Here is a 12,300-nt window from a genome sequence, read left to right as displayed (position 1 = left end):
CGCTTTGATTTAAATTGCCTACGAAGATACCGCTAAATGTTGCAATGAAGTTATTGCGGATGGATTTTATTCATTTGGGGGTACGGCGATGCAAGACATAACGCTATAAGATTGCCTGTCTGCTGCAGGCAGGCTTCGTCGGCTGAAAAAGCCTTCTCGCAATGACGACTCCTCGCTATCTATACTAAAATAAATAAAAATAGATTTTATCTATACAGCCTTTTTTGGGCCAGATATTCGAATGCATGTATCAATCACAGGAAGCCCAGGATCAGCCTCCTCGCTGAAAGCCCCAATTTATTTTTTATTTGCATTAGTAAATTTATGCCCTATATTTACAAAAAACTTTAGGGGTGCCTAGTGCTGAGAAATACCCTTTGAACCTGATGCAGTTAGTACTGCCGAAGGGAAAAGTGAGCGCAACGTTTGTTGCCGTCTTTTCGTACCCTGTTAGGGGCAATCTCTATAGTTTTTCCAATTTTTTTAAACATGGAAGTAACTATAAACAACCAAAATCATTTTCTTGAAGAAGCCTGTTCCATCGAGCACATGTTGAACGATCTGGCTGTTCAAACCACCAATGGCCTGGCCGTCGCCGTCAACCAAACCATCGTACCGAAATCGAGCTGGCCTGTACATACTTTACAGCCAGGCGATCAGATTATACTCATTAAAGCCACCCAAGGCGGATAAACCCCATCAACCATGAAACAAGAAAAAACCCCAAACGCCGGAGTCATCAGCCGCAGCCCATTTCCTGCATCAACCAAGATATTTGTGCCAGGGAAAATCCACAATATACAGGTGGCCATGCGAGAAATCCGTTTAACCGATACCAAAATCCATAACGGATTTGGTTTAACCGAACCTAACCCATCGGTGACCGTGTACGATACCAGTGGCCCTTACACCGATCCCAATGCGGTTATTGATGTAAGAAAAGGCCTTCCGCGCCTGCGCGAACAATGGATAAAAGACCGTGCAGATGTAACCCAACTCGATCAGTTGTCATCAGCATACGGGCAGCAGCGACTGGCCGACAGTAAGCTCGATGTATTAAGGTTTAACCACATTAATAAACCTTATAAGGCACAGGAAGGCGCCAATGTATCCCAGATGCATTATGCCAAAAAAGGCATAATTACTGCTGAAATGGAATACATTGCCATCCGCGAAAACCAGCAGATTGATTTAATAAACGAACAGCTGGGCAAGCAGCAAGCAGTAATGAACCACCAGCATGCGGGTAACAGCTTTGGCGCCAATACCCCGAAAAGCTACATTACCCCCGAATTTGTAAGGGCTGAAGTGGCTGCAGGTCGCGCGGTAATTCCCTGCAACATCAATCACCCAGAACTAGAGCCGATGATTATTGGCCGTAACTTCCTGGTAAAAATCAATGCCAATATTGGTAACTCAGCAGTTACTTCAACCATTGAAGAAGAGGTAGAAAAAGCTGTCTGGGCTTGTCGTTGGGGTGCCGATACGATTATGGATCTATCGACCGGAAAAAACATCCACGAAACCCGCGAATGGATTATCCGCAATTCGCCAGTGCCTATTGGTACTGTTCCTATTTATCAGGCACTGGAAAAAGTAAACGGTAAAGCCGAAGACCTAACCTGGGAAATCTTCCGCGATACGCTGATTGAACAGGCCGAGCAGGGTGTAGATTATTTTACCATCCACGCAGGTGTATTACTTCGCTACGTTCCATTAACGGCAAAAAGAATTACCGGTATTGTTTCTCGGGGCGGATCAATTATGGCCAAATGGTGTTTGGCGCACCACAAGGAAAACTTCCTCTATACCCATTTCGAAGAAATCTGCGAAATTATGAAAGCGTATGATGTGGCTTTCTCTTTAGGAGATGGCTTAAGACCAGGTTGCATTGCCGATGCCAATGATGAAGCACAGTTTTCAGAGCTCGAAACTTTGGGCGAACTCACCAAAATTGCCTGGAAACATGATGTGCAAACCATTATTGAAGGACCGGGCCATGTGCCCATGCACCTAATTAAAGCCAACATGGAAAAACAGCTGGAGCATTGCGCTGAAGCTCCTTTTTATACATTAGGCCCCTTAACTACTGATATTGCTCCGGGCTACGACCACATTACTTCGGCCATTGGCGCGGCTATGATTGGCTGGTTTGGAACCGCTATGCTGTGTTATGTAACCCCTAAAGAACATTTGGGCTTACCGAATAAAAAAGATGTAAAGGATGGTGTAATTACCTACAAAATTGCCGCCCATGCTGCAGATCTGGCAAAAGGCCATCCGGGTGCACAATACCGCGATAATGCTTTAAGTAAAGCCCGGTTCGAATTCAGATGGGAAGATCAGTTTAATCTTTCACTCGATCCGGATACGGCAAAAGAGTTTCATGATGAAACCCTACCTGCAGAAGGCGCTAAGATTGCCCACTTCTGCTCGATGTGCGGACCCAACTTCTGCTCGATGAAAATTACCCAGGATGTGCGCGAATATGCTGCACAACAAGGGCTCGAAACCGAAGATGCACTGGCGAAAGGCATGCAGGAGAAGTCGAAAGAATTTACCCAAAAAGGAAGCGAAATCTATTCATAAAACATGATGGAACTGTTTGTAATTGCGCATCCAACAATTTTGAAAGACGAAACCTTATTGGTAAACCAGCTTTTCGATGCTGGTTTACCTGTATTTCATTTGCGCAAACCAACAGCAGATGAGGCCACACACCGGAAATTTTTGGATGGTATTCTACCTGAGTACCACAATCGCATGGCCTTACATCATTTTCATGCACTGGCCAATGATTACAACATTAAAAGATTGCATCATACTGAAAGTTTTAGAAAAAGCAGTACAGTGGGCGATTTTTCACAACCTTACACCTATAGCACCTCGATACACCAGCTGGCGGAAATTGATCAAATTAAGTCATACCATTACAGTTTTTTTGGTCCTGTTTTCAACAGCCTTTCTAAACCCGGATATAGGGGAATTACCGACACCGGATTTAGTGTAACCCAATCAAAAACCACCAGATTAATTGCACTAGGCGGTATCGACCTGAACAATATAGATCAGGTAAAAGCCATGAATTTTGACGGGATTGCACTTTTAGGCAGCATCTGGAACGAACCAGCGCAGGCCATCATCAACTTTAAAAAAATACAGGCAAAATGTCAGCAAAATTAAATCATCTACCTATGATTCACCCTTTACAATATATTTCTCAGGCACCTAAAACCGGTACCCATTTAGATGCCATTGAAGAGGTGCTACAGGCAGGCGGAAAGTGGATTCAGCTCCGCATTAAAAACCTACCCGAAGCCGAAATATTGCCTTTTGCACTTGCTGCACAAGCATTATGCAAACGTTATGATGCGAAATTAATTGTTAACGATTATCCGCACCTGGCCAAAGCGGCCGGCGCTTTCGGCGTTCATTTAGGGCTGCAGGATATGCCCATACCACAGGCCCGGCAAATTATCAACCCCGGTCAGATTATTGGTGGTACCGCCAACACTTTCGAACATATCCTGCAGCGTGTAACCGAAGGGGTCGATTACATTGGCCTTGGTCCATTCAGGTTTACCCGCACCAAAGAAAACCTGAGCCCAATAGTAGGTCTGGAAGGTTATCAGAAACTGATGGAGAAAGTAAAAAAAGCAGGTATTACTACGCCGATTATTGCCATTGGTGGCATCGAAGCCGATGATATTGCGGCTATTCTCGAAACGGGCGTATATGGCATTGCCGTATCAGCCGTGCTTACCAATCAAACCCAAACACCCGCCATATTAGCCGATATGAACAGCAAACTGGCCCTGAACACCCTTTAAAACTATGTTAAAAATAGCAGATCAAACCTTTAGCTCGCGCCTTTTTACCGGAACCGGAAAATTCAGTTCGGCAAAAGAAATGGAAAGCGCCTTAATTGCTTCGGCTTCCGAACTGGTTACCGTAGCCCTTAAACGTGTAGACTTAAAAAGCAAAGATGATGACATTTTGCATCACCTCAAATACCCGCACATTAACCTGCTGCCCAATACCTCGGGCGTACGTAATGCCAAAGAAGCGGTTTTTGCTGCCCAACTGGCACGCGAGGCTTTAGAAACCAACTGGATTAAACTCGAAATCCATCCTGATCCCAAATATTTAATGCCCGATCCTATCGAAACGCTGAAAGCCACAGAAGAGCTGGTTAAAATGGGCTTTGTGGTACTGCCTTATATTCATGCCGATCCGGTTTTATGTAAACGTTTGGAAGATGTAGGCACCGCAGCAGTAATGCCGCTCGGATCGCCAATCGGGAGCAACAAAGGTTTAAAAACCATCGATTTCTTAGAGATTATTATCAGCCAAAGCCGCGTACCGGTAGTTGTTGATGCCGGAATAGGCGCCCCTTCTGATGCAGCGAAAGCCATGGAAATTGGTGCTGATGCCGTACTGGTGAATACCGCCATTGCCATTTCTAAAAACCCTACAGAAATGGCTCAGGCCTTTAAACTGGCTGTTGAAGCCGGAAGAATGGCCTTTGAAGCTAAACTGGGCACGCAGCAAAATTACGCTGCTGCCAGTAGTCCACTAACCGCATTTTTAGACGATGAGTTTTAATTCAATATTCGAATCTTACAATTGGGACGATACCAAAGCCAGTATTTACGATAAAACTGCTGCCGATGTTGAAAATGCCCTTGGCGCACAGCAAAGAAGTCTTGAAGACTTTAAGGCACTGATTTCGCCTGCTGCTTTGCCATACCTTGAAGATATGGCGCAGATCAGTCAACGCTTAACGCTAGACCGCTTTGGCCGCACCATACAGATGTACATTCCGCTGTATCTATCAAATGAGTGCAACAACATCTGTACTTATTGTGGCTTCAGTTACGACAATAAGGTAAGGCGCAGAACGCTTAACCCGATGGAGATTATGCAGGAAGTAGCCGTAATTAAAGGCATGGGTTACGATCACGTGCTGTTGGTTACAGGCGAAGCCAACCAAACGGTGCATACCGATTATTTTAAAAAAGTACTCGATCTCATTAGTCCGCATTTCTCGCATATTTCTATGGAAGTGCAGCCGCTGGATGTGGCAGACTATGAAACCCTGATTCCTCACGGCTTAAATACAGTATTGGTTTATCAGGAAACCTACCACCAGGACGATTACCGTAAACATCACCCTAAGGGTAAAAAATCGAACTTCCTCTACCGGCTGGAAACCCCCGACCGTTTAGGACAGGCCGGAATCCACAAAATGGGGCTTGGCGTTTTAATTGGTCTGGAAGATTGGCGTACCGACTCATTTTTTACAGCCTTGCATCTGTCGTACCTCGAAAAACAATACTGGCAGAGCAAGTTCAGCATTTCTTTTCCACGTTTACGTCCGTTTAGCGGAGGCCTGGAGCCCAAAGTGGCCATGAACGACAGGGAGCTGGTACAGCTGATTTGTGCTTACCGTTTATTTAACAGCGAAGTAGAACTTTCCATTTCTACCCGCGAAACCATGGCCTTCAGAAACCAGGTCATTAAACTGGGCATCACCGCCATTAGTGCCGGTTCAAAAACCAATCCGGGTGGCTACCAGGTAGAGCCACAATCTTTAGAACAATTTGAAATCTCGGATGAACGTTCACCGCAGGAAATTGCCGCCATGATCAGAAAACAGGGTTACGAACCCATTTGGAAAGACTGGGATATGAGCTTGATCCACAAAACATGTTAGTAAAAGCAGAACAGCAACGCTACAACAGGCAAATGCTCTTGCCTGAAATGGGGGCAGCAGGACAGCAGAAACTGAAGACAGCTAAAGTACTGGTAATCGGTGCAGGTGGATTGGGTTGTCCGGTACTGCAATACCTGGCTGCCGCAGGAATTGGCGAAATAGGCATTGTAGATGATGACCTGGTAGATTTGAGCAACCTGCACCGGCAAATCTTGTTTAATGCCCGCGACATTGGCTGGCCAAAAGCAACTGTGGCCAGCGAAAAACTGAGCCTTCTAAACCCACATGTTAACCTGAACACTTATGTGCAAAGGTTTGATACTGCTTGTGCAGCTACGATTTGTAGTAAGTATAATTTGGTGATCGATTGTTCGGATAACTTCGACACCCGTTACCTCGTTAACGATACCTGTGTTGCACTGGGCAAAACCCTGGTGTTCGGTTCTATATTAAGGTTTGAAGGCCAGATTGCTGTTTTTAACCATAATGGCGGTGTAAATTACAGGGATCTATACCCCGAACCACCCACCGAAGATATCAGCTGTGCCGATGGAGGTGTAATTGGTACCCTGCCCGGACTCATTGGTTTATATATGGCTAACGAAACCATTAAGCTCATTTGCGGAATGGGGGAAACGCTCGCAGGTAAACTGATGAGTGTTGATCTACTCAACAACACCCAATACGTTTTCAGCATCCAACCAGACCTAACAGTAGCCAGCCTAACGCCACCAAAAACCGAAGCAGCTGTTAAAGAAATAGACCGTACAACCCTGGCAAACTGGATGGAGACAAAGCCAGCAGAAATTTTCTTGATTGATGTACGCGAAGCTTACGAGCATGAAGAGCACAACATAGGCGGCACAAATATTTCCTTATACGATTTAACCAGCACGTTAGACCGTATTCCCGTAGGTAAACAAGTAGTTTGCTATTGCCAAACCGGGCAAAAAAGTAAAATGGCGGTTAAATTATTGCAGCCACATTTTGGGGATGAGATATACAGTTTAAAGGGCGGGATCTAAAAATCAAAATCGTCATGCTGATCCGATAATTTCCATGCCGTCATGCTGAACTTGTTTCAGCATCTCTTTATGTTTACGTTAATCTATTCGTAATCCTGAAATAAATCTGACAGCTATCGGACTTGTTTCAGCATCTCTGAATAATGTACGCTAGTTAAGAATAGACCCTGAAACACCCGTCCGACCAGCCGGGCGGAAGTTCAGGGTGACGTCAAAGAAAATCCGTCATTCCCGCGCAGGCGGGAACCACGAAGTGCTCAGCGAAGCTAATCTTAATGCTTTCGCTATTGTGTACCTCTCTTTTGCTCGCGCTAGTTATTAAGAGACCCTGAAACACCCGTCCGACCAGCCGGGTGGAAGTTCAGGGTGACGGCGAGGTGGTGGTGACTGAGGCGATAGCGATAAATGTTTCTCTTGAAGCCTTTCGTGGTGCCCATAGGTGGATAGGGGTTACCGAGTCTGCACTTTACGCAACCCCTCCCCAGGCCTAAACACCAGACTTTCGGTCGGTTTTAGAAAAGTCATCTGCTTGCCCCAGGACACTTGAACTCGTCCTGTAATTACCTTTACACTAACCTGATCGTTATTAAGCCCGATATGAAAAGAAGTACCCAGCACTTTGGTGGTAATTGCACCCGAGGTAATAATAAACGGGTGTTCATGATCTTTAGCCACTTTAAAAAAGGCATTCCCTTTCAATAAGGTTACCGCCCTTACGTTTTGGGTAAAATGTTGAGGGTACCGGAAACTGGAATGAGCAGCCAGGTAAACCGTACTGCCATCGGCCAGTTTTACCGAATCGGTATTAGCTGCGGTGCTGAGTGTAATAGCCTTAGGGTTAATTTTAGCATTTAACAAAATCCCTGCACCTATCGTTAAGGCAACCAGGGCTGCAGCAGCATACTTGATGTAGCTGGTCCACGATTTGGTAAAGTGGGCACGCTTTTTAATCTGGGTATAAATCTCTGCCGAAACAGCGGCCTTTTTGCCCATCTGCTCGCCATCCCATTCGGCACTTTGGTATTCATTACTAAAAAAACTTTCCAGCAGTCTGCTTTCTGCTTCGGTAATTGTTCCCTTTTCTTCTTTTTCTACCAGGTGCTCCAGGTAATGCATTTCTTTTTTGCTCATAGTACTTGTATTCGGGTATAAGTACCAAAGGCAGCAAAAAAGTACTATGGCAGGCGATTACGAAATCGTTAAATTATGGTTAAGTAATATTAATATGTAAATCCCGAAGGGGATAATCAGTCCGGAGGTTTCATTGCTGTGAAACCTTAACTGCTTTAATGCCGAAGTGAGCTGGTTTTTAACCGTTTGCTTAGAAAGATTAAGCGCTTTGGCAATCTCGTCGATATCCATCTCCCTGATTTTGTTCATCACCAGAATCTCTTTCCTTTTTTCTGGCAGGCGCGCCAGCAGCACATTAAGCTGATCCATCAGTTCTGCCTCAAGCGTACCTACATGATCAACCAGATAACTTTCAAAATTATCTTCTATAATGGTCGTATCCAGTTTTTTCCGGCGGTATTCTTTTAAAACCTGATTTTTGGCAGCCCTGAACAGGTAATTTTCTATCGACAGGATGCTTACCTCGGCGCGGCGTTCCCAAAGGTCAGTAAAAATATCCTGTACAAAATTCTGCGAAAGATGTTCGTCCCTGGTCATCCCAAAACAGAATGCATACAGTTTCTCCCAATGGCGGATATAGATGTATTCAAATTCTTTCAGGCAGATCATGGGGATGATTAATTTTTAAGCCTAAGAAAAGAAAAAGATGTAGCCTGCATTTTACTTGAAGGTTATGTTTTAATTAAATCTTGGCATTCAGGCGGCTCCTCACGGAAGATAAAACCAGCCTGATCAACTTTTTTAATCTGCCTAACCAAAAAATAAACGGCCAAGCAGGCTTTAACACTAAATGCACGATTTTCAGTCGATTATACCCGATTTTCTACCTTTTATTTAAGGATTTTCATCTTTTTTTAAAGTAGAATATAGCAGTTTTGATTTAACCAAACCCATATCCTTCCCGGCTTCGGGGAGATATGAAAACATGATAAGCGGCTGTCCCCAAAAGCTGGCTTATCAAACAAATTAACCAAAACGATTGATTATGAAAAAACCATTACTTCACAAGCAAGGCTTTCTGAAGGTTTACCAGGCTCCAATCCCAATCCATTTCTGTTGCTTGTTACCCGATGCTCAGTTGCCAGCGCAATCCTATCACCAAACGTATGCAAAAGCAGGGCTTTGCGGCGATGCCAAAATCCTAATGTTTCAGGCTCAAAGCCAGAATTTACAACCTAATTAAGCAAGCCCCTGAATTTTAAAGGTAAAAACAGTTAAACAGTTCCTCCCCGGCACAAAACACCTTCATGAAATGCGGCTGTAAGGCTCTTTCATGCTGATGTTAAGGTATTGACCATAATAGTGGTCCCGGAATTTATTTGCCCTGCCGAAAGGCGTGGAAGGGATCTGTATCGCTGTTTTTTAAACAGACAAGCCAACAAACGTGATATAAAATGAACAAAAAAAATCAAGCATTAGATTCCGATCTAAACCAGCTTCAGCCGGGATGTTTATTTAAAAACATACCCAAAAAGATGGGTTTATTTTTAGTGCTATCCACCATGATTAGCTGCGCGGTTAACCTTCAATCGCATGCGAAAAGCACAGCTAACTTAACCGTAGCCTGCTTTCAGGATACAACCAAAAAAGCAAAGCAGCAGGTTGCTATCGATTCAGTAATACTGGTAAGCTATGTATCCAAAAGCAATACCGATACCGTAAAACTCAACCAGGTAAGCAAATATCCTTTTATCTCCCTGCAGCAAGCCTTAAAAAGTAATGCCAAAGGCTTATACGTGCAGGAAATTACCGGCGAGCCGGGCAGTGCCAGCCAATCGATGTTATTGAGGGGTTTAAGCCGTCCTTTATTATCAAAAGCTAATGTTGCAGAATCGCAACCAGCCGTTTATATTAACGGTATTCCCTTAATAGGCGATAATCCCTTTGTGTATAATGTACAGGAATACGATTTTTCGCCTATAGGACCGGCCACCAATCTGTTATCGGCTATCGATCTGGATAATATCCAATCTATAAACGTGATCAGCAACCTGGCAGCTGTTTCTATTTATGGGCCACGTGCGGCTAATGGTGCCATTTTAATTACCACCAAAAATGCACACCAGGGTAATCGCGAAATTTCGGTGAACAGTTATTTTGGTTTTGCCGCTAAAAACAAGGTAACCACTACTAATGGCCGAGATGAAAGCCTCTTCCGTAATATTTTCTACAATAAATATGCTACAGCAGAAGATTTCGACAAGTACCCGGCTTACCTGGCCGATGCCACCAACGAAAACTATTATGGCCGGTCTGACTGGACCGACCTGTATTATAAAAATGCAGCGTTGCACACCGTCAACGCCAGTATAACAGGCGGAACATCCCGCTCTAATTTCAGGTTCTTTGCCGGCAATACCTCTAATGCAGGCAATGCCGATGATACCCGACTTAACCGCTATAATGCAGCCTTTTTTATCAATGTGTTGCCACTGAAATGGCTTACCATCTCGACTATGGTTAACGCTACCCGCCTTAACCGCGATCGCAACCGCTCGCTGCGCGACCGTTTTGCCGAAATGCAGTACGTACCCGACCTCATTAGCCCGATAGCGCCAAACAAAACCATTTATGGCAACTATTTAAGCGAGTACGAAGAAAAAACCATCGATAACAACATCAACAATGTATTACAGGGTTCTTTCTCGGCCAATGCCAGGTATAAAAACTTCGATTTCATTACCCGCATATCATTCGATTACAATGAAGGTATGCGCGATTTGTTCTATCCAAGCACTTTAATGGATGGGAACAATTACATCTCTAATTTTTACGCTTACAACCAGCGTTTAAACATCGACAACTCTATTGCCTACAATTTTAAAGTAAACAAAGCCCATGTGTTTAAGGCTTTGTTCGGCCATACGCTTTCGCGCGATGTAAATAAATACAATTACCTGCAGGGCTACAAAGGTACCAGCGATTACATCCGGATTAACAGCGTAGATGGCGATGTAAACCAGGGCGACTATTTACAGGCCCAGGGCTTTTTTACCAAAAAATTTACCGACAAGCAAAAAATCAACATCAGTTCTTTATACGGCAGTTTTGATTATATGCTGAACAACGAGTTTTTTGCTACCCTGGTAGCTCGTACAGATGGTGCCTCGAATATGCAGGCCAACAACAGGTGGTTCTTTTCGCCATCGGTAAATACCAAATGGAACATTACCAAATACCTTAAAAGTGCGGTGCTTAATAATTTAAGCTTAAACGCTTCTTATGGTCGTTTGGGCACGCTTAACATTACCGATGTATACGGCGCAGGCCCTCAATATGTAAGCGATCTGGGCTGGAGCTCCAATAAATCAGTAGGTTCTTATGGTGGTATTGGTACACTATCGCGCCCTTACAGTTCAGGCTGGATTGGTTACGATATTCCATGGGCCTATGTGCAGGCATTAGAACTGGGTACCGACGCTGCATTCTTAAACAACAGGTTGCAAACCCGCCTGTCGTTCTATTCAAAAACCAACAAACGCATGCTTTTAGGGGTTCCGGTTAATGCCGAATCGGGTTATACCAAGGAGTATAAAAGCGGTATGGATGTAAACAATAAAGGTATCGAGGTAGCCATTTCGGCCGATATCCTTAAGCCCAAAGCTGGCGAACTGAGCTGGAATGCCGATTTCAACATCGCTTTTAACCAAAATACTTTAAAGGCCCTTCCCAATAACCTGCAGGAGATTACCATTGGCAACCAAAAACTAACTGTAGGTAAACCCGTAGATCAGATTCTGGTATTACAAAGCCAGGGCGTTTACCAAACCGATGTAGATGTGCCTGTAAATCCGGCCAATTTCCAGATCATGACTTACAAAGGCCTGAAACTGCATGGCGGCGACCCGAAATGGAAAGACCAGAACGGCGATTACGTGATTGATGAAAACGATAAAGTAGCCATGGGTGGTTATATGCCGCGCATTGTGGGCAATTTTACCAGCAGCTTTAGCTACAAAGGCTTTAATCTCGATTTCAATATTTACTTCGCCTTAAAACGAAGCATCATCAACCAATCGGCAGCCAATCAGCTCGATTTCATTAACAAAACCGGTAACAACAACATCAACTCGGTAAACGAAATTACTTTCTGGCAAAAGGGCATTAATGTGGCCGATTATCCGATTTACAACCCCTGGAGCGCCGTACAATCGTACCGTAGCGATCAGGATATTTTTATCGAAAACGGCTCGTATGCTAAGTTAAGATCGGTTTCGCTGGGTTACGATATCTCGAAGTTCAGGTATTTCAACAAAACCTTCCGTAAAATTTATGTCTACGCCGCAGCACTTAACCTGTACACCCTGAAAAGTTATACCGGAGGCGATCCCGAATTGGTGAGTTATACCGGCGAAGATACCGGTTATGGCCTGCCCATCCCGAGAACATTCACATTAGGTTTAAAAATTGATTTATAAGCACATTTAC

11 protein-coding genes and 1 riboswitch are annotated in these 12,300 nt (G+C 44.2%); of the genes, 9 read left to right on the top strand and 2 right to left on the bottom strand.

Going from position 1 to position 12,300, the window contains the following annotated elements; genetic code table 11:
• Window positions 1-339: 339 nt before the first annotated feature.
• Window positions 340-427: riboswitch (TPP riboswitch) on the top strand.
• 62 nt (window positions 428-489) lie between these two features.
• Genes thiS through moeB form a run of 7 tightly spaced genes read left to right on the top strand, consistent with a single transcriptional unit; the run spans window position 490 to window position 6,741 of the window.
• On the top strand, window positions 490-693 hold the full coding sequence (thiS, locus tag OC25_RS25560; protein WP_039482931.1) for a sulfur carrier protein ThiS: 204 nt from the start codon (window positions 490-492) through the stop codon (window positions 691-693).
• A gap of 12 nt (window positions 694-705) precedes the next feature.
• On the top strand, window positions 706-2,589 hold the full coding sequence (thiC, locus tag OC25_RS25555; RefSeq protein ID WP_039482927.1) for a phosphomethylpyrimidine synthase ThiC: 1,884 nt from the start codon (window positions 706-708) through the stop codon (window positions 2,587-2,589).
• Window positions 2,590-2,592: 3 nt separating this feature from the next.
• The gene (locus OC25_RS25550; RefSeq protein WP_082018719.1) at window positions 2,593-3,183 is read left to right on the top strand and encodes a thiamine phosphate synthase; all 591 of its coding nucleotides are present in this window, start codon (window positions 2,593-2,595) and stop codon (window positions 3,181-3,183) included.
• An 11-nt stretch (window positions 3,184-3,194) separates the two neighbouring features.
• A complete protein-coding gene (locus OC25_RS25545; protein ID WP_039482953.1) occupies window positions 3,195-3,830 on the top strand; it encodes a thiamine phosphate synthase in 636 nt (211 codons plus the stop codon).
• Between the two features lie 4 nt (window positions 3,831-3,834).
• Window positions 3,835-4,605 (top strand): thiazole synthase, encoded by a 771-nt coding sequence (locus OC25_RS25540; protein WP_039482922.1) that lies wholly within the window; start codon window positions 3,835-3,837, stop codon window positions 4,603-4,605.
• A complete protein-coding gene (gene thiH, locus OC25_RS25535) occupies window positions 4,595-5,716 on the top strand; it encodes a 2-iminoacetate synthase ThiH (RefSeq protein ID WP_039482918.1) in 1,122 nt (373 codons plus the stop codon). Before OC25_RS25540 ends, thiH begins: the two co-directional genes overlap by 11 nt.
• Window positions 5,710-6,741 (top strand): HesA/MoeB/ThiF family protein, encoded by a 1,032-nt coding sequence (moeB, locus tag OC25_RS25530; RefSeq protein ID WP_039482916.1) that lies wholly within the window; start codon window positions 5,710-5,712, stop codon window positions 6,739-6,741. The genes thiH and moeB overlap by 7 nt, the downstream gene beginning before the upstream one ends.
• 450 nt (window positions 6,742-7,191) lie before the next feature.
• Here moeB and OC25_RS25525 read toward each other — a convergent pair whose 3' ends face one another.
• Both OC25_RS25525 and OC25_RS25520 read right to left on the bottom strand, forming a co-directional pair.
• On the bottom strand, window positions 7,192-7,872 hold the full coding sequence (locus OC25_RS25525; protein WP_052266481.1) for a FecR family protein: 681 nt from the start codon (window positions 7,870-7,872) through the stop codon (window positions 7,192-7,194).
• Between the two features lie 57 nt (window positions 7,873-7,929).
• Window positions 7,930-8,481 carry an RNA polymerase sigma factor gene (locus OC25_RS25520; RefSeq protein ID WP_052266480.1) on the bottom strand — a complete coding sequence of 184 codons (552 nt, stop codon included), beginning with the start codon at window positions 8,479-8,481 and terminating at the stop codon, window positions 7,930-7,932.
• A gap of 376 nt (window positions 8,482-8,857) precedes the next feature.
• Here OC25_RS25520 and OC25_RS25515 point away from each other — a divergent pair, with 376 nt between their 5' ends.
• Window positions 8,858-9,055, top strand: a complete 198-nt coding sequence (locus tag OC25_RS25515) for a hypothetical protein (protein ID WP_039482912.1) — start codon at window positions 8,858-8,860, stop codon at window positions 9,053-9,055.
• A gap of 292 nt (window positions 9,056-9,347) precedes the next feature.
• Window positions 9,348-12,290, top strand: a complete 2,943-nt coding sequence (locus tag OC25_RS25510) for a SusC/RagA family TonB-linked outer membrane protein (protein ID WP_039482944.1) — start codon at window positions 9,348-9,350, stop codon at window positions 12,288-12,290.
• Window positions 12,291-12,300 lie beyond the last annotated feature (10 nt).

The organism is Pedobacter kyungheensis, from assembly GCF_000812965.1.
GTDB lineage: Bacteria > Bacteroidota > Bacteroidia > Sphingobacteriales > Sphingobacteriaceae > Pedobacter > Pedobacter kyungheensis.
This window is presented reverse-complemented; position numbering and strand designations above follow the sequence as displayed.

Coding starts and splice junctions, on each gene's coding strand:
- thiS (WP_039482931.1), top strand. CDS start 490: ATGGAAGTAACTATAAACAACCAAAATCATTTTCTTGAAGAAGCCTGT.
- thiC (WP_039482927.1), top strand. CDS start 706: ATGAAACAAGAAAAAACCCCAAACGCCGGAGTCATCAGCCGCAGCCCA.
- OC25_RS25550 (WP_082018719.1), top strand. CDS start 2,593: ATGATGGAACTGTTTGTAATTGCGCATCCAACAATTTTGAAAGACGAA.
- OC25_RS25545 (WP_039482953.1), top strand. CDS start 3,195: ATGATTCACCCTTTACAATATATTTCTCAGGCACCTAAAACCGGTACC.
- OC25_RS25540 (WP_039482922.1), top strand. CDS start 3,835: ATGTTAAAAATAGCAGATCAAACCTTTAGCTCGCGCCTTTTTACCGGA.
- thiH (WP_039482918.1), top strand. CDS start 4,595: ATGAGTTTTAATTCAATATTCGAATCTTACAATTGGGACGATACCAAA.
- moeB (WP_039482916.1), top strand. CDS start 5,710: ATGTTAGTAAAAGCAGAACAGCAACGCTACAACAGGCAAATGCTCTTG.
- OC25_RS25525 (WP_052266481.1), bottom strand. CDS start 7,872: ATGAGCAAAAAAGAAATGCATTACCTGGAGCACCTGGTAGAAAAAGAA.
- OC25_RS25520 (WP_052266480.1), bottom strand. CDS start 8,481: ATGATCTGCCTGAAAGAATTTGAATACATCTATATCCGCCATTGGGAG.
- OC25_RS25515 (WP_039482912.1), top strand. CDS start 8,858: ATGAAAAAACCATTACTTCACAAGCAAGGCTTTCTGAAGGTTTACCAG.
- OC25_RS25510 (WP_039482944.1), top strand. CDS start 9,348: ATGGGTTTATTTTTAGTGCTATCCACCATGATTAGCTGCGCGGTTAAC.